19 protein-coding genes and 1 pseudogene are annotated in these 17102 nt (G+C 38.0%); 15 read left to right on the top strand and 5 right to left on the bottom strand.

Annotated features, from left to right (window positions below):
* Positions 1–411 precede the first annotated feature (411 nt).
* On the top strand, positions 412–2115 hold the full coding sequence (locus NSQ79_RS06780) for a glycosyltransferase family 2 protein (RefSeq protein WP_045768934.1): 1704 nt from the start codon (positions 412–414) through the stop codon (positions 2113–2115).
* A gap of 70 nt (positions 2116–2185) precedes the next feature.
* Here the strand turns inward: NSQ79_RS06780 and NSQ79_RS06775 are convergent, their stop codons facing one another.
* Together NSQ79_RS06775 and NSQ79_RS06770 are read right to left on the bottom strand one after the other, a co-directional pair.
* The gene (locus tag NSQ79_RS06775; protein ID WP_339313395.1) at positions 2186–3616 is read right to left on the bottom strand and encodes an IS1182 family transposase; all 1431 of its coding nucleotides are present in this window, start codon (positions 3614–3616) and stop codon (positions 2186–2188) included.
* Positions 3617–3668: 52 nt separating this feature from the next.
* Positions 3669–5435, bottom strand: a complete 1767-nt coding sequence (locus tag NSQ79_RS06770; protein ID WP_045768932.1) for an MDR family MFS transporter — start codon at positions 5433–5435, stop codon at positions 3669–3671.
* Between the two features lie 171 nt (positions 5436–5606).
* On the opposite strand from NSQ79_RS06770, the gene NSQ79_RS06765 reads away from it, so the two are divergent.
* From NSQ79_RS06765 to NSQ79_RS06735, 7 genes are all read left to right on the top strand, one after another.
* Positions 5607–6149 carry a TetR/AcrR family transcriptional regulator gene (locus NSQ79_RS06765; protein ID WP_014633356.1) on the top strand — a complete coding sequence of 181 codons (543 nt, stop codon included), beginning with the start codon at positions 5607–5609 and terminating at the stop codon, positions 6147–6149.
* 282 nt (positions 6150–6431) lie between these two features.
* Positions 6432–7271, top strand: a complete 840-nt coding sequence (locus NSQ79_RS06760) for a DUF4300 family protein (protein WP_045768931.1) — start codon at positions 6432–6434, stop codon at positions 7269–7271.
* 49 nt (positions 7272–7320) lie between these two features.
* Positions 7321–8070, top strand: coding sequence for a CPBP family intramembrane glutamic endopeptidase (locus tag NSQ79_RS06755; protein ID WP_013990861.1), 750 nt, complete (start codon positions 7321–7323; stop codon positions 8068–8070).
* 169 nt (positions 8071–8239) lie between these two features.
* The gene (locus NSQ79_RS06750; RefSeq protein ID WP_045001837.1) at positions 8240–9283 is read left to right on the top strand and encodes an iron ABC transporter permease; all 1044 of its coding nucleotides are present in this window, start codon (positions 8240–8242) and stop codon (positions 9281–9283) included.
* 4 nt (positions 9284–9287) lie between these two features.
* A complete protein-coding gene (locus NSQ79_RS06745; protein ID WP_004182849.1) occupies positions 9288–10043 on the top strand; it encodes an ABC transporter ATP-binding protein in 756 nt (251 codons plus the stop codon).
* Positions 10044–10063: 20 nt separating this feature from the next.
* The gene (locus tag NSQ79_RS06740; RefSeq protein ID WP_002885936.1) at positions 10064–11080 is read left to right on the top strand and encodes an ABC transporter substrate-binding protein; all 1017 of its coding nucleotides are present in this window, start codon (positions 10064–10066) and stop codon (positions 11078–11080) included.
* Positions 11061–11750: an alpha/beta hydrolase-fold protein gene (locus tag NSQ79_RS06735; RefSeq protein ID WP_045768930.1), complete on the top strand. Its 690-nt coding sequence runs from the start codon at positions 11061–11063 to the stop codon at positions 11748–11750. The genes NSQ79_RS06740 and NSQ79_RS06735 overlap by 20 nt, the downstream gene beginning before the upstream one ends.
* 96 nt (positions 11751–11846) lie before the next feature.
* On the opposite strand, the gene NSQ79_RS06730 is transcribed toward NSQ79_RS06735, so the two are convergent.
* Complete coding sequence (locus tag NSQ79_RS06730) at positions 11847–12440, bottom strand: class I SAM-dependent methyltransferase (protein WP_045768929.1); 594 nt, start codon at positions 12438–12440, stop codon at positions 11847–11849.
* A gap of 155 nt (positions 12441–12595) precedes the next feature.
* Between NSQ79_RS06730 and NSQ79_RS06725 the strand changes: the two are divergent.
* From NSQ79_RS06725 to NSQ79_RS06715, 3 genes and pseudogenes are all read left to right on the top strand, one after another.
* Positions 12596–13181, top strand: a pseudogene (locus NSQ79_RS06725) (TetR/AcrR family transcriptional regulator).
* Positions 13182–13288: 107 nt separating this feature from the next.
* Positions 13289–13600, top strand: a complete 312-nt coding sequence (locus NSQ79_RS06720) for a hypothetical protein (RefSeq protein ID WP_037603930.1) — start codon at positions 13289–13291, stop codon at positions 13598–13600.
* Positions 13601–13691: 91 nt separating this feature from the next.
* Positions 13692–14441, top strand: coding sequence for a CPBP family intramembrane glutamic endopeptidase (locus NSQ79_RS06715; RefSeq protein WP_045768928.1), 750 nt, complete (start codon positions 13692–13694; stop codon positions 14439–14441).
* A gap of 246 nt (positions 14442–14687) precedes the next feature.
* On the opposite strand, the gene NSQ79_RS06710 is transcribed toward NSQ79_RS06715, so the two are convergent.
* Positions 14688–14885 carry a hypothetical protein gene (locus NSQ79_RS06710; RefSeq protein WP_045768927.1) on the bottom strand — a complete coding sequence of 66 codons (198 nt, stop codon included), beginning with the start codon at positions 14883–14885 and terminating at the stop codon, positions 14688–14690.
* Positions 14886–14984: 99 nt separating this feature from the next.
* The gene (locus tag NSQ79_RS06705; protein WP_045768926.1) at positions 14985–15404 is read right to left on the bottom strand and encodes an SP_0198 family lipoprotein; all 420 of its coding nucleotides are present in this window, start codon (positions 15402–15404) and stop codon (positions 14985–14987) included.
* A gap of 176 nt (positions 15405–15580) precedes the next feature.
* Between NSQ79_RS06705 and NSQ79_RS06700 the strand changes: the two genes are divergently transcribed.
* From NSQ79_RS06700 to NSQ79_RS06685, 4 genes are read left to right on the top strand one after another with little or no spacing between them, the layout of a single operon-like run.
* The gene (locus NSQ79_RS06700; protein ID WP_164332207.1) at positions 15581–15973 is read left to right on the top strand and encodes a YbgA family protein; all 393 of its coding nucleotides are present in this window, start codon (positions 15581–15583) and stop codon (positions 15971–15973) included.
* On the top strand, positions 15970–16332 hold the full coding sequence (locus tag NSQ79_RS06695; protein ID WP_045768924.1) for a TIGR02328 family protein: 363 nt from the start codon (positions 15970–15972) through the stop codon (positions 16330–16332). Before NSQ79_RS06700 ends, NSQ79_RS06695 begins: the two co-directional genes overlap by 4 nt.
* A 12-nt stretch (positions 16333–16344) precedes the next feature.
* Positions 16345–16722, top strand: a complete 378-nt coding sequence (locus tag NSQ79_RS06690; protein WP_045768923.1) for a hypothetical protein — start codon at positions 16345–16347, stop codon at positions 16720–16722.
* Positions 16691–17089 (top strand): hypothetical protein, encoded by a 399-nt coding sequence (locus NSQ79_RS06685; RefSeq protein ID WP_235289482.1) that lies wholly within the window; start codon positions 16691–16693, stop codon positions 17087–17089. The genes NSQ79_RS06690 and NSQ79_RS06685 overlap by 32 nt, the downstream gene beginning before the upstream one ends.
* The last annotated feature ends 13 nt before the right edge of the window (positions 17090–17102 follow it).

Raw genomic sequence — 17102 nt, 5'->3', positions numbered from 1 at the left:
TCTCTAGTATTTCCGAACATTTTAATTGTACTGTTCACAAAGAGTATTAGTAATATTTTTCTTTGACTTCGGAAAAAGTGTAAAATGCAATAATGAATGATAGTAAGTGTTTTGTTTGTCATAAAACTTGCGAGCAAGGAACTTTCAGTGATAGGTTATGTGATAGTTTACGCCTCATAGCAGTTGAAGAAATTTTGAATGAATACTTAGTAATTGATAGACCAAGTGTAACTAGTAATAATAGAGTAAATAGTGATTAGAAAATATGTATAGTGAGAAGTTAATGAAATCTTATGAATAATACCTATTTTTAGATAGTATTAATGTTTATGAATATGAAATTAATCGTGACATTATTAAAAAAGGATTATACAGATAAAAACTAATTGTAGTTATGATGGAGATTTATAAATGAAAAAACTCGTTAGCATTATTGTGCCAGTCTTTAATGTAGAAAAATACTTAAGGCAATGTCTGGATAGTATTTTAGGACAGACTTTTAATCAGTTCGAAGTCATTATTGTGAATGATGGTTCGACGGATAATTCTGGTGCCATTTGTCAGGAATATGAAGCACGAGATAACCGAATTGTTTATCTAGAAAAGGAAAATGAAGGCGTGTCCGAAGCGCGTAATTTAGGATTAGACTTTGCTACTTCTGAATATATTATTTTTATAGACTCTGATGATTGGATTGAACCGACTTATGTTGAAGTCTTATATGAAAAAATTGAAGAATATCAAGCAGATATTGTTTTTGAAAATTATACCAGCTTCAATGATGAAGATTCTAACTTTTACTTCCATATGTCAAATGACTATTATGAAGAAATTTATGACAATTATTCAGTAATGAACTTATTAAATGATTCTAGAGAGTCGAAAAATGCCGCTTTAATTGTTCCTTGGGCAAAAATTTATCGAAAAGAAATTCTTAATGATCTTCACTTTCCATTGGCAAGGACGGGGGAAGATGCCTTATTTAATTTGAAAGTTTTCTTGAAATCAGAAAAAATAGTCTACATCCATAAAGGATCTTATATTTATCGACATCGAGGAGAGAGTTTATCGCGTAATTGGACGGTTGACTGGTTTAATGAGAGTCTTTTAATTCAAGAGGAACGATTATCAATGTTGGCGACTCTGGGATATCCACTGAGAGCCTATAAAAAAGGTTATATGGATTCGTTAAATTTCTTTATTTCAGAAATTGAAAATAGGAAGTTACCAAAGTCTCATATCTTTTACCAAATGAAAGAAAAGAGAGATTTATTAAACTATCTTACACCGATGCATAAAGACAATAAAAAAGCCATTATTTTGGTATCCCACTTTCGCAATCTGTACGAAATTCAAACGACTATTAAGTCCATTTGTTTTCATAATCGCTCACTCCGCTTTTATCTTGTAAATCATGATTTTCCCTGTGAGTGGTTTCAACTAATGGATAGACGTTTGGAGGAATTTGACTCGGAGATTGTAGACTGTCGTATACCTGATAATGGTAATTTGAATCATGAGTGTATTATTTATGATATTAAAAGTTTGTACTCCGTGATAGGAGATTTTGTAGGGGAAGATAAAGTACTATACCTCGGACAAAATGTAATTATTACAAAAAAATTAGATGATCTTTTTGATATGGATATGGGAGAGTATCCGGTAGCCACTGTGAGAGAGCATGATAGTAATATGTCATTGAAACAAGGAAAATTTAGTTTTGATACAGGTGTTATATTGGTAAATATCAGTTCTTTAAAGAAAGAAAAAGCATTTCGGGCAATGACTGATAAACAAGATGAAAGTTCAGTGAAGGTCGAAGGAGTTTGTCAAAATAATCTTGATTGTCTCTGTAAATCTAATTGGTTGGAGTTAGATTCTGACGGTAACTTTTTGAATCATTGTATGTACTTCACTAATGATTCTATGGTTTCAGACCAGGATTTTCCGGGAATTATTAGCTATTCACCTTATAGTGAGTCTCGGGGTGTTCAAAGTAATCAAGAATATCGCAATATTTGGTGGTTTTATCACAATATTGAATGGACAGAATTGGGAGGAAATTATCACCTACATGCTTTACGTAAGCATCATCTAGATTCTTCTCTACGATGAGGCAATAATTTGATAAGTAATAGTACCTTTCTTGTAATTGTAGAGAATTTAAGCTTAATTAATAATTATTCTAAAGACAAACATCGTTTTTGATGTTTGTCTTTTTTATATTCTTACCTAATTCTCCGATAATCCAATAATATTGAGATATTTGGGTAAAATTATAGGTCTTTCCTGTCATCATTTTTACCAATTTTTTGATATTTAGACACGCTAAAGTAAGCCCAACCTTATCTTCCATTTTGGACTTTCCTTTTTCTCTGGTATAACGTAAGTTATGATATTCTTTAGCTGTTCCGAATAGCCGTTCTATCGTTTCTTTCCGGTGTTGATACCGTTCTTTCATACCACTTTGATGGCGAATATCTTCACAGACTTCTAGAGCATTTTTCCAAATATGACGCACAACAACTTTTTGGTGCTGGCGACTTTCTGTACAAATAGCTAACAAGGGACAGGTCTTACAAATTTTAGGATTACTTTTATACTCTTGATAACCTTCACGTGTGGTTGTACGATAAGTTAACACCTTGTTCTCTGGACAAAGATAACAATCAAAATGCTCGTCATAGATAAAGTCTTTTGGACGTAAAAAATCTTTCTTACCTCTTGGTCTAGTGTAAGGGAAAACTGGTGTAATCCCTTTTTCTAGAAGAAACTTGGCAATACTAGGTGTTTTATAGCCTGAATCTGCAATAATGAATTCAGGAGAGAATGGTTCTAGTTTGACAAAAAGAGCAGAGAAAGCCTGACTATCATGGATGTTTCCTGCTTCAACCGTATAAGCTAAGGCCCAACCGTGTTTATCACAAGCTACTTGAGCATTGTAAGCGAAGACTTCCTTATGTTCCCCCTTATGAAACCAACCACTGTCTGGGTCTGTCGTTGATTGTTTCTTAGGTTTAGCCTCGCCTTTTTTGGCGGGCTTTAAGAACTTTTTTGCGTGTTTTTTCCTATCTAAATTAATCTCAATCTCCAGTTGTTCACTCATGAATTTAGCTTTTTGATCAATAACAACAGTTTTGTACTTATGATTATTAGCAGCTGCCTTGATATGGGTCCCATCAATGAAGATTTCTGAGGGATCAATGAGCCCTGCTTCCAAAACATGATGAAGCACATGACTAAAAATGTGTGCTAACACTTCCTTGTTTTCAAAGCGTCGGCTATAGTTCTTACCGTAAGTTGTAAAATGAGGCACCTTATCGTCCAGAGATAAGCCAAGAAACCAACGGTAAGCCGTATTCACCTCAATATCTTTAATGGTTTGGCGCATAGAACGAATGCCATAAAAACATTGAATCAACGGAATTTTAACTAATAAAACAGGGTCTAGACTAGGGCGACCATTATCCGAGGAATAACTATCTTCGACAAGATCATAAATAAAAGAAAAATCAATCGTTTCCTCGACTTTTCTTAGAAAATGGTCTTTAGGAACAAGTTCATAAAAAGCAAGAAAAATCCCCAGAAGTATAACTTCTGAGGACCTTGTCTTCATTTTGAGCCAGCCTAAAGTTTAGACTGGCTTTTCCTATTATAAAATAATTTAGTTATTCAACTTTTCGCTTTTCTGTCATCAGAGCTGACGGAGTACATATCAATACAACGATTGCTCCTACAATAAATACATTATCAAATGCCCTGCTTAACTGATCATTTTTTTCATTGACAATGACTTTAAGAGCAGATGATAATTCATCCCTTTGAGCTAATAATTTAACCGCTGTACCAACTTTAGCTTGTTCTCCAGATATAGTTTTTAAACTGCTTGATAACTGAGAGACACTTGAACTAATGGTTTCAACTCCATTGATCAATAACTGATTTGTATCATAAATCTTTCTATAATTGCTCCCCTTTTTAGGTTCTGGAAGATTATCTGTTTTTTGAGCAGCTGTTTTGATTGTATCGCCCATATTGCTTTGTTTGGTTGAAATACTATTACTATTCTTAGTCGTATCGAAAGTTTTTGCAATTTCCTTCTTAGCAACTTTTTTTACGTCTGTTGATAAAACCCGTTTTTCAATTTGGTTATACGCTGTTTCCTTAATTTGTGTTTTAGCAATATTGACATTACTATTTAAAATGGTAACGAGAAGAGCCATACCAATGGCCTGTCCAACATATCTAGAAGAGTTAACGATACCTGACCCAATTCCGGCCTTATTAATTGGTAAATATTTTACTGATGATGTTAAGGACATTGCCATAAATCCTAGTCCTAAACCAATAATTACATTACAACAAACAATGATGCTTTGTGAGGTATTATACTGAATAAGACTAAGCATAAATAATCCACCTGCTGTAATAACTAAACCGATACTAATGAGCAATCTTGCACTAATTTTTTGGTACATTTTAGTTGCTAACGGCATACCTACTACGATAGCTAAAGAAGTAGGAATAATAAGATATGCTGAATGCAAAGCAGAATAGTTGCGAACATTTTGCAAGAAATAGTTTAAGATTAATGAAGGTACGATAATCGCAAATCCAAAAATCATATAAATAAGACTTGAAGATGTAAACGTACTTTCCTTGAATAATTTTAAGTCAATGACAGGTGATTTTACTCTTCTTTCGGTTAAAAAAAGGAAAAATAGGCCTACGACACTAATAACAAAACTAGCTATGATGGTTTGTGAACCCCAACCATACTCGCGACCTTCTAATAAACCAAATATAAGTCCACCTAAAGTACAAGTAAGAAAAATAATACCTAGCCTGTCAATATTCTTTGAAATTGTTAAATCATATGATTCTTTTGTTCCCACTAGGATCATCAAAAATGCAATAATGGCGATTGGAACATTAATACCAAAAATCCAATGATATGTTGTCCAATGGACAATTAAACCACCAATTACTGGTCCTCCCGCTGCAGCTAAGGCACTGAAGGCCCCCATAATAGCAGTAATACGGCTGGTATTCTCTTTCCCCAATAGTTCAATTCCCATGGGGAGAACAATTGGAGTTAATATGGCACCTCCAATTCCTTGGAAGAACCTAAAAATAATTAAGAGTAATAATGAATCAGCCATCATGCAGGCGAATGAGAAAATACCAAATATTACAACACCAATTAGCATAACCAATTTTCTACCGTAGATATCAGCGAGTTTTGAAACAGTAATAATAAATACAGACATTGCTAAAACATAGATTGTTGCTACCCAACTTGTATCAGTCAATCCAGTATGTAAGTCTTCCATAATATTTGGTAGGGCGATATTAACAATCGTTGCATCTAAAGCTCCCATAAACATTGCTAAAACTAGCCCTATAAATCCTAGAATTTTTCTTGATTTTGTCATTAAATTCTATTCCCTTCATTAATTATTTTGTTAAATGATTAATGATGCATCAATTATCTTAGTGAACATAAAACAGTCTTTTTTTACTTTTACAATTCACATAAAAAGAATATAATAATACCCATATATTGACCATGACAACATCAAACAATATGTTTAATTAAGGAAAAAATGACAAATAAAAGAAAGACTAATAGCGTTACTAACCTCAAGGCTGCCTTGATAGACCTCCTACTTGAAATGGAGTACTCAAAAATAACCATTGGAAATATAACTCAGAGAGCAAATGTTAGTAGGGGAACATTTTACCAACATTTTCTTGATAAGGATGATTTAGCATACTCTATCGGAACAGAGACGATGCAAAGATTTTGGGAGATTTTAGCTCAAGGAAATTTAGATAAAGAGGACATGCTTTTAAAGGCTCTACTATTAATTAAAAATGACTATAAACATTTTAAAGCAATATCAAAAGCACCTCACGTTCAATTTAAAGATAAAGTTCAACAACTAATTTGCGACTTAATAAATAACAACAAAACTATTAGAGAAAAGATCAAGAAAAATACGAAGATTTCAGATGAAATTGTGATAAAAGCCTTCTCTGCATCTTTTGAAACCATTATTTCTTTTTGGATTGATAATGATTTATCGGAAAGTCCCGAAAAAGTTGTAGATAATATAATAAAAATTGAACAACTATTTTGGAAATAATAAAAAATAGAGAAAAAAAGATAACATTCCATAGTCTTCAAATGGTGTGAGTCTAAACTGAGACTTTACGCCGTGATAAAAACGCCTGAAGCATTGGTATTTCAGGCGTTCGGAATTTTTGAGACTTTAGGCTCAAAAATTAGCCATGGAACTTCGAAGGAGTTCGCTGGCGTCCGCTATCACCTAAGGAAAGTCTCAAGTAAAAGTCTTTATCCACAAGAAAAAGCATCTTGAGAATGAGCAGTCAGCAAAATCTGGTATAATGAAGCCAAGGAGGCGCCTATGAAACATCTGAAAAAACAGACGCTAATTCTTTTATCTATCGCTAGCCTATTACTCGTCGGTCTAGCAGTTTTTGCACATATCCACAAAAAGGAGGAAAAACCAAGCTACTCCAACCTTAATAGCAAGGCCAGTCTTAATGAAGTGCGCTCCATTCTCTCGAAACATTTGGAAAAGGGGAGTGTGGATAACTTTATCAATCTGGTTAGGGATTACAATGATACCGTGGGTTCTGTTGGACTTTCTGGGGATTTTGCACCATTTAGCAAAACAGACTATGATGTGGAAAAAATCAGTAGCCTGTGGACAGCTAAGCATGGTGACTTTATCGGTACCAACTGTCGTATCAACACCTATACGCTACTGAAAGGCAAAATTAAGATTCCACAGGTCAAGAGTGATAGTGAGCTCCTTTTCCAAGATAAGGATGCGACTGACAAGGGCAAGCTCTTTGATGCCAAGGATCAGGAAAATTTTGAGATTCTTTTTTCAAGGGTCAAGACTGAGGCCACCCAAGATGTCAAGATTCACGCCAAGCATATGGAGGATTACTACAAGCAGTTTACCTTTGATGACAAGGCACGCATGCTGTCAGTCGTTGTCCACGATAATCTGGATGGAGATTCCCTTTTTGTCGGTCACGTTGGCGTCCTGGTACCTACGACAGATGGATACTTATTTGTCGAAAAATTGACCTTCGAAGAGCCCTACCAAGCCATAAAATTTGCTAGTAAGAAAGATTGCTACAAGTATCTCACAACCAAGTACAAGGATTATACCGGACCGGGTCTAGCCAAACCCTTTATCATGGACAATGGCAAATGGGTGGATATGGACTAGCTTAAGGTGAGAAGAAGGTTTTAAATAGGCAAGAAAAAGGAAGCAAGATATGAAAAGAAAACAAGCCTTGTTGCTTTATCTAGTGGGGACCCTTGGACAAATCTTACTGGTCAGTCTCCTAGTTTGGTTGCTAAGAGCAGGAGGAGTTAGGGTTGATTATGGAACTCCAATTGGCCTCTTTACCCTTATCTTAGGTGGCTTGTCATCAGCCATTTGGGGAGGCTATGTTAGCATCCGCTATCATCACTCTAGTTTTAAACAACTTGTCAGAGATTTTTTCCAAGTCAAACAGCCTCTTAGTAACTATCTCTTAGTCCTCATTTTTCTAGGATTGGATTTTTTACCACTAGTCTTGAGTGGAGGTATGATTTTCAAGGCTTGGTATCTCCCCATTATGTTATTTTGCAAAGCCCTTGTCTTTGGTGGAATCGAAGAAATCGGTTGGCGCTATTTTTTCCAGCCTACTTTGCAAGAAAAGTTGACCTATCTAGTGTCCACGCTTTGTACCTTTGTAGCCTGGTCACTATGGCATATCCTCTATTTTTACGTTGATGGCTCTCTGGTCACGATTCATTTATTGCCTTTCTTGCTAGGCTTATTAAGCAATTGTTTCATCTTATCCGCCATTTATACAAAGACCAGAAGTCTTTGGCTTTGTGTCATGACCCATGCACTAATCAATGCTTTATCGCAACTGTCATCAGCGGAGAGCCTTTGGTTATCCCTTGTGATTAAGGTGTTGATAATTCTTCTTGCCATGAAAATTGCTGGTAGCAGTATGGAGAAAGTGAAATCCTAAGCTGGCTTGATTTTCATTGCTTCAGTTAGTTATGATTCCCAAGAGTAGTTCAATGACTACTCTTTTTTCTATGTAATACTCAAATGACCTTGCCCATCTTTTTGAGGCATGTTATACTAGAAGAGTATTGTCAAAATTTTCTGACATTACAGGTGGAAAGGAGGTGCTAATGCCTTTTAAAAAAACAAAACACCTTGTTTTTTCCCGCTACCTAAGCCTGCTCTGTTTGCTTCTAGTTTTACTAGTAGCGTCAGTTTTTGTAGCAGTGTCTTTAGGGGCGGTCACTATAGATATAGGTGATACCTATGGTGTCATCTTCAGTAAATTGGGGCTTCCGGTTGCCAGTCATAGTATAGCCAAGCCACTTGAAGCTATTATCTGGAATATGCGAGTTCCTAGGGTTCTCCTAGGGTTAATAGTTGGTGCAGGTCTTTCCATGTCTGGGAGTGTCATGCAGTCAACGGTTAATAATCCGATTGCCGAACCCTATATCCTGGGAATCTCGGCAGGAGCAACGTTTGGAGCAACCTTGGCCATCATTTTAGGCCTTAAAGCTGTGGTAGGCTTGGGTGCCTTTATGGGGGCTATCCTAGCGACGGTTCTTGTCCTAATCATTGCCTCTATGCAGGGGAGAGTGACCACATCTGGCTTGATTTTATCTGGAACAGTTGTCAACGCCCTCTTCATTGCCTTTGCCAATTTTATAATCTCTATTGGAGCGACAGCAGACAGTGTTATGACCATTAAGTTTTGGACCATGGGTTCATTGACAGGAACATCTTGGTCAGATTTGATGCTTCCAGCAGTAGTGGTTGGTTTGGCCTTTCTCTTTTTCTCAACTCAGTATCGTGTCTTCAATGCCATGATGATGGGAGATGAGGCAGCTTTGACTTTAGGGATTCCACTTAAACTCTACTGGTATCTTTATATTGCCATTGTTGCGGTCATAACGGCCGTCTTGGTTGCTAGCTGTGGGATTATCGGTTTTGTCGGCTTGATTACCCCTCATATTGCTAGAAGTTTAGTCGGGACTAACTATCGTAAGCTTTTTCCAGTGGCAACTCTCTTAGGTTCATTGTTTGTGGTTTGGGCAGACGTTTTAGCGAGAATCCTCGTCAAAAATGCAGAGCTACCTATCGGTATCTTTACAGCCTTAGTTGGCGCACCTTTCTTTATTTATATTGTGACTAGAAATCGTAGGAAGGTGGTTTAGACTTATGGATGTAAAGTGTCAGGATATTCATTATTCGATTGGAGAGAAAAAAATCCTAAACGGTGTCTCCCTAGAGGTTGAAGGTGGGCAATTCCAGACCATACTGGGACCAAATGGGAGTGGCAAATCAACCTTGCTCAAAACCATTTACCGCCAGTTGCAACCAGATAGCGGTCAGATTTTTCTTGATGGGAAATCCCTAGATCAGGTAAGCCTCAAGGAAACTGCAAAAGAAATGGCAGTTGTGACACAGTTTAACACCCTTCAGTTTGATTGTACGGTGGAAGAAATTGTCATGCTTGGCCGAACGCCCCATCTTTCCTTTTTGCAAAAAGAATCGGATCGGGACCACTTGCTCGTTCAGGATGCCCTAGACAAGGTTGGCATGTCTGAAAAGAAGGCACGCTATTATTCGTCCCTATCAGGTGGAGAAAAACAAAGAGTCATCCTGGCGCGTGCCTTGGCTCAGGAACCCAAACTCCTTTTATTGGATGAGCCTACCAATCATTTGGACATAAAGTATCAGTTGGAGATGTTGGCCTTGGTCAAGGAACTCGGCATTAATGTTCTCGCAGTTCTCCACGATATTCAATTGGCCTGTCGTTTTTCAGATTATATCTACTTAATGAAAGGGGGTGAGATTGTTGCCCAAGGTGTCCCAAGGGATGCCGTAACCCCACAATCCTTGCAGGCGGTTTATGATGTTCAGAGTCGTATTACCTGGACGGATGATCAGCAGGCAATGATTCAGTATTTATAAGCCTAGGAAAGGAAGGCCTTATGAACAAGAAAACATTTCGTATCGCATTAATCGCTGCAGCAGTCCTCACATTGACAGCATGCAGTTCTACATATAAAAACAGCACATCATCGTCATCATCAGCAAAAGAAACGGTGAAAAAGACCAAGTCAGAAACCCAGTATCCTTTGACTGTCAAAACTTATGACGATAAAGGAACTGAGCTAGATCAAGTCTTCAAAAAGGCACCAGAAAAGGTTATCACCAACAACCTTTCATCAACTGAAATCTTGATTGAGCTTGGTTTGAAAGACAAAATTGTCGGTATGCTTAACCCTGACAATGAAGTAACCGATAAATATAAGGATGACATTGCTTCAATCCCACATATCGGTGATAAGAAAACAATTTCTCAAGAAGCCATCTTGGCTTACGGACCAGATGCTCTTATTGGTCGTAACATGATGTTCTCAGACAAGTCAATGGGAACCATCAGTACATGGAACAGCAACGACATTCCTGTCTATACGCAAAAAGCTTCTGTTTCAACAACTAAACAAGATTTGAATAATATCATCGAAGATGTTAAAAATATTGGTGACATTTTCAACGTTCAAGACAAGGCAGACAAGTATGCGGGACAACTTCAAAAGCGTATCGACGCTGTTAAAAAGAAAAACAAGTCTTCTGACAAAGACTTGAAGAAGGCTCTTATCATGTGTGCTTACAACGATGAGACCTTTGGAACTTACAAATCTGCCCTTCAAGAAAGTATGCTCAATCAGCTTGGTTATACCAATGTTGCGACAGGAACATCAGATTTGACTCTGGAAAATCTCGTGTCAATGGAACCAGAATTGATTATCTATGTAACCAGTGACCGTAATAAGGCCATGGACAAGGAAGCAACAGACAAGATGGAAAAGAACGCTGTTCTTGAAAATGTTCCAGCCGTTAAAAACAAGAAAATCATGACTATTTCTTATGATGAGCTTATGGATTACGGTCCATCTGTGATTGATTCTCTTGAAAAGGTTAATGACTTTGTTAATAAATAAAGACTTTGTCTGCCATGACATTCAGGTTACAGTTGCCCTTCCTGAGTCCTATGATTCCAAGAAGGCTTATCCAGTAGTTTTTCTGAACGATGGGCAGCTTGATTATCTGGGAAAGTTGGAAGATTCTGTTATCCTGGTTGGACTTGAACCTCAGAGTCGCTTGGATGATTTTACGCCTTGGCAGGCTCAGGCTCTGAGACCTGGAAGCTCTGATTTTGGCGGAAAGCTAGCCAGCTATCATGACCATCTATTTGGGCATATTTTCAAAAGCATCACACAGGAGTTTCGACTGGATGAAAGTCGTATGGCTTACGGAGGATACTCGCTGGGTGGTTTGGCTGCTATTTCCAGTCTTTATAGCAGTGATAAGATGCCTTTGCTCTTCTCCATTTGTGGATCCTTCTGGTATCCAAATTTTGTAGCTTACTGCAAAGCCCACCAGCCCATCAATAAGTCTTGCTCAGTCTATTTACATAACGGTTTGACCGAGGGGGCTAATCATAAGAATAGACTGGCCAAAGCTCCTAGTTATGCCAAAGAAGTGCATGAACTTATCAAAAAACAGAGCGTGTCTACTTATTCAGCATTTGACCCCTACGGACATCATGACCATCTCCAAGAAAGATATGACGCTTTTTCGGATTGGTTGATTGAGCAGTGGCAACTCTGAATTGCTGATAGTGGTGAGTAGGAAAGAGATAAGAAAAGTAGTGAAGAAAGTTCCGACGATGGAATCACTTCACTACTTTTTGTTATGCTTAATTTCCTAATCACTCTTAGTGACAACATACACAACCCATTTGTAATTTTGCTTTTCTTCAATCTTTGAAAAGCCAATGCTTGCTAACAACTGTTTCAATTCATGGCTTGTTCCATAATCTGTCATATGATATTTTATTTTTTCTTTCTCGGAAGCAATAATCAAAGTGGAAGGATTGGACATGACTCTATAGATTTCCTGAAAACTCTGTTTTAAATCCTCCCAGAAAATATGTGTCTGGATGGCAAATACCAAATCAAAATCATTATTTTGGTAGGGAAGGTTTGCTACATTGCCAATCCTCAGCTTAACACTTCTGTTTTCTATAGCATCTGAATGAATTCGTCTAGCAGTATGATAAGACTCTTCGGAAATATCAATACCATGAATGTCAAGATTTTTATCTAACTCAAGAAGGTTCTTAATAGTGCTGCCACCGCCATAGCCGATTTCTAAAATCCGACTATTGTTGGGGATAGTGGTTTGTTTGATTGCCCAAAGGCTGAGTTCCTTGAAATAGGACGACCAGATGTTGGTAATCAATCGACCGACAAGACCACTCGGTTTTCTAGATTGCTTTATAAGATATTGAATGAGCATGTTCCCTCCCATTTTTGAAAATAAAATTTGAAATATACATGATTAAAATTCAAACTTTATTATAGAGAAAGCTAGTAAGAATAGCAAGAAAAAATGAAATATATGCTCATTAATTTCAAACTTATGCTACAATTGGTAGTAACAGAGGTGTTCACATGAATCAATATCAAAAGACGACTGAGAAAAAGAAGCAAGCGATTATTCAAGCAGCCTTACAATTATTTAAAGAAAAAGGTTTTAAGGAAACGAGTATAAAATCTATTGCAGAGGTAGCAGAAGTATCACCAGTTTCTATCTACAATTATTTCGGGGGCAAAGATAATTTGGTAGCTCTCTGTGTTAATGACTTGTTTGAAGAAGTCATTAACACAGAGAGCTGAGGACATTTTAAATAGTAATCTAGATTTTAAAACAAAATTAAACCAGGCTTTTTCCCTATGTCAGGAGAAAATGAGTCGGCAAATCTCGGACTATTTTCAAGATAAAATGGTGAAAGAACCTACTTTTTCAACTCTCTTAGCGAAAGCGATCACTGCAAAAAAACGTGATATCTATCGTGCTTATATTGAGCTAGGAAAAGAAGAGGGGGCTATTGCTGAAGACCTATCGACAGAGCTTATCTTAAATGTCATGGATGCTCTTAATAGTATGGGAAATCAGTTAGACAACAGTGACAATTTAGAGACAGAGGTTGAGCAAATTCATCAGATTTTTTTGTATGGTATTTTTGGAAAAAATTGAGCCTATCTTTTATGGTATTTTATGACTTGCCTCATTCATCTTAATCAGTTGTATATTCTCATACAAGGGTGTAAAATCTACTATACAAAGATAAAGAGGAGCAAGGTATGGAATTAAAAGATTTTACAGAACAAGAACAAAAGCAAATCGAAAAAGGTTTGAGTACAGCTGAGATTTCTGACAAGGAAGCGGCTAAGAAGTTGCTCGCTCTCGTACCTCAAGAATGGATTAAACGCATTCCTTTTTTTGTCAGAGGCCATGCGACGACCAAGACGGTGGAGCGTGTGGCTAAGCAATATCCTGCACTCTACGCAGTAGCCAAACGCCAAGGGGACCTTCCTGAAAAAGAAGGCCAAGAGTTGCGAAAAATCATGACAGGCATCTTTGAAGAAAAAATGAATAAACACAAGATTAAGTAAGATTTATAAAGATCGTGAACAATACCATCTTTGAGTCGATGCGGATTAAGGTGCGATCTATCTGATTTATTATCCTGTTTACGGAGGAAAAATGAGCAAATTTATTTCAAAACAATCAGTCGCTATCTGGTATGCACTGACTGCCCTCCTTGCTACCTTTCTAGTTGGGCAAGTTATCCTTTGGTTTTTCCCAGATAGGAGTAGTATGGGGGCTTCACTGCTGTTTATCCTAATGAACTGTATTCCCCTGATTATGGCGGCTGTCTTTTCTCTTGTGTTGAGGGAAGTTAAATCCTTGGGGGAATTTTTCAAAAAGGTCTTTCTTCAAAAAGAAAGTCCCCTGTCCTGGATCCTAGCTATCTTCATTCCAGTCATCTATTATGGGATTTCAATCCTGCTCATGAATGTTCGCTTTACTGGGAACTCCCTCTTGGCCTTCTTCCTATATTTCCCCTGGACCTTTTTATATGGCGGTCTGGAAGAAGTCGGTTGGCGTTGGTTTTTACAAGAACATCTTTACTTTAGTAAGCACTTTATAACTAAAATGATGGTTCTTTCCATTGTTTGGTTCCTCTGGCATATCCCTATCTATCAACTCCCTTGGATTACAGCAGGCTCGTCCAACTATCTCATCTTTTACCTGATGATTTTAGGTAATAGCTTTCTTTTGGGAGCTCTTAAAGAGTACTCGAAAGGAGCTGTTCCTTGTATCCTTGCCCATATGCTAATTGATAGTCTGGCTGTTCTCATGCTGGTTCAGAGTTCACTCACTCAGATTATCCTTCTGGTTATTTTTGAAATCATGATAGCCTCTTGGCTAGTGGCTATGAGAAAATCATAGAAATAGACTTTAACCTCTCACTGAATTTCGGTGGGAGCTTTTCTTTCCTATTTGTTGAGATAATGACATAGTGTCATTTTTAGGAGGTGACTCGTTTGGCTTCATCATCTAAAGACTGAAAAAGAAGGCCAAGAGCTACGTAAAATCATGACAGGTATCTTTGAAGAAAAAATGAATAAACACAAGATTAAGTAATGTTGTATGAAAAGAGGTATAATTCCGCAAACTTATACCTCTTTCTTATTTTTACTTCTTATTTGATTTGGATAGACTAATAGCAACCATTGTCGCACACAGGAAAAAGGCTGCTAGTAAACCTTTTGTAGTGGTAGTCATAAAGGGTTTATCAAAGACATAATAGTTATAGACAGAAAATCCCAGTCCAATAAGAGTTACAATAATCGACACAACAAATAGCGTCACCCATAATCTTCTTTGAGTCATCATCAACCTCCTGTTTGTATCCGTTTTCTTTCTGCTTATAGTATAACATAAAAAACCTTAGCTAAATTCCAGAGATTGGGTTGGCTAAGGTTTTTCATGTTATTTGGTCAAGACAACCGTATCATTTGGATCATGGTCATCATCTTCGATAGTCAGTTGGTTACCGTCGAGTTTATAGTGTTTGGTGTCGTCACCGATTGTCAGACTTTGATTGTCAGAGTTAACTGTTACAGGCTTGCTTTCCTTCTCGCCATCTGCCTCGTCCTCTTCCCAAGTTCCAGTATTTCCAGAGATGGTAAGAGTAATACGATCATTTTCGTCAGTCCCTTTATAGGTGCCATCTAGCCCTTCAGTCTGTTTAGAGGCTTCAGAACTTTGTGAAGATGAAACCTTACTTGAACTTTGTTGGGTGCTAGCAGAGCTTTCAGGTGTTTGACCTTTCTGGTTTGAGCAGGCTGCTAAAAGACCAAGAACTGCCATAGAGGCAAGAGAAAGTGTGAGTTTTTTGGACAATGTCATAGGCTTGTCTCCTTTCTTTGATACATTAAGTATAGCAAACGCTTACAAACAAACCAAGCAAAAAACTTTTTCTGAAAATGCTTGAAAATCACTCTTTCGAATTCTCAAAGGCATAATCTATTATCCCTATTTAAACTATGCTATACTGATAAAAAAGCAATCAAGGAAGGTTCCTAATGACAACTACCAATCCACGTCGCCAGTGCGAGCGACTTTGGGCAGCCAATAAGTATCTGGTGCTCAGCCATTCAAACAAGATTTACTTGGAAATCCGTAACTATCTCAAGAACGAAGAGGTTAGTTTGGATCAGGTTCAAGCCTACATTGATCAAGCACTTGACCTTCCTGAAAATCCTGGTCAGGTTGTCAATGCCTTCCAACATATCTGGGGATATTTTAAGAAAAAGGCGACTGCCAGCGAAAAGGAAAAGTTTATGGCCCAACTGGATAGCTACGCAGCAGGCAAAATTCCTCAGCAAGGTTTGGTGGAAACCGTCAAAGAGCTCCTCAGCAAGTATCCTAATCGTTATCTGGAGGAGTCAACCTTAATTAATGGGGGTTCAAAATGAGACTGTGGCATCAAGACTTGATTGCAAAACTACCCCGTCAGCAATTATTAGGACAACACCGAGAATGTTGTGCCCTTCGTGGCAAGGGATGGCAACGCAAGCACGCTACGGTTAACTATGTTTTTGAATATTCACCGTACCGCCTGTTTAAATACCATGAGCTTATTATGCAAGAAATGACGAAACGAGGTTATCGTGTCAGCCCTGAGTGGCTAGACAAGGAGTATCGGGGCAAGCAGATGCCAGCCTACGATAGGCTTGAAGCGGAGGAATTACCAGCCATCATCTACCCAGAGCATGATGCCGCCTATTTACAGGAATGTCTGGACAATCTCAAGCAAAAAGGAATCATCATCTAAAAGAGGAAAACGATGCATTTATTTAAGTGGCTAGCACCTAAAAAGAAAGTAGCAGAAGGCCTTGTCATGCGTATTTCGACAGCTGATCAGGTAGACTATGCGACGATCACAGACCCAAGTGACAGTGATATCTGGGATGCCTTGGTGCAACTCCCAGTATCCTACGATAGTCTCTATCTCTCCTATGGCGATAAAAGGTCAACGAGCTTTATCTTTGTTGAGTACGAGGATGACAAGTATCGCTTGGAACACGACACACCTGAGCTAGGACTAGACTTGACCAATGTCGCGCGTGTATCCCAACAAGTTGCCAGAGACATCCTTATTCGCTTTTCAAAAGAGCACACAGTGATTTTGGATGACCATTGGAAGCAAGAGAAAGTCAGGTAGTCCTATGGCCTACCTCACCCCAGAAACCAGACGAAAAAGGCGAAAAGTCTTTTGCTTAATCATTGAAATCATTTGTCTGGTTCATTTTGCAATCATTGTCCCTCGTGACCGAGTCTTTACGCCTGAAAAATGGGCCCAAACACCAGCTCCCATGCGACACAAACTCATTTGGAGTTTTCACCGTCAGTATCAGCTTGAGGGCATGACGAGAGAAAAAGTGGAGAAGCTCTTGGGCAAGGGTGACGACCTTCAAGGAAGTGTTGAGTACCAGCTGGCTGACGATTGGATTGGTGGCTGGCGTGTTTACCATATTGACTATAAGCAGGACCGTGTGATTCGTGCCATAGAAACCTGGCAAGATTGGTGAGAATGAGCTTTCA

The organism is Streptococcus sp. FSL W7-1342, assembly GCF_037966635.1.
GTDB lineage: Bacteria > Bacillota > Bacilli > Lactobacillales > Streptococcaceae > Streptococcus > Streptococcus salivarius_D.
Note: the sequence above shows the minus strand (reverse complement) of the source record. Positions and strands in the feature narration are given on the sequence as shown.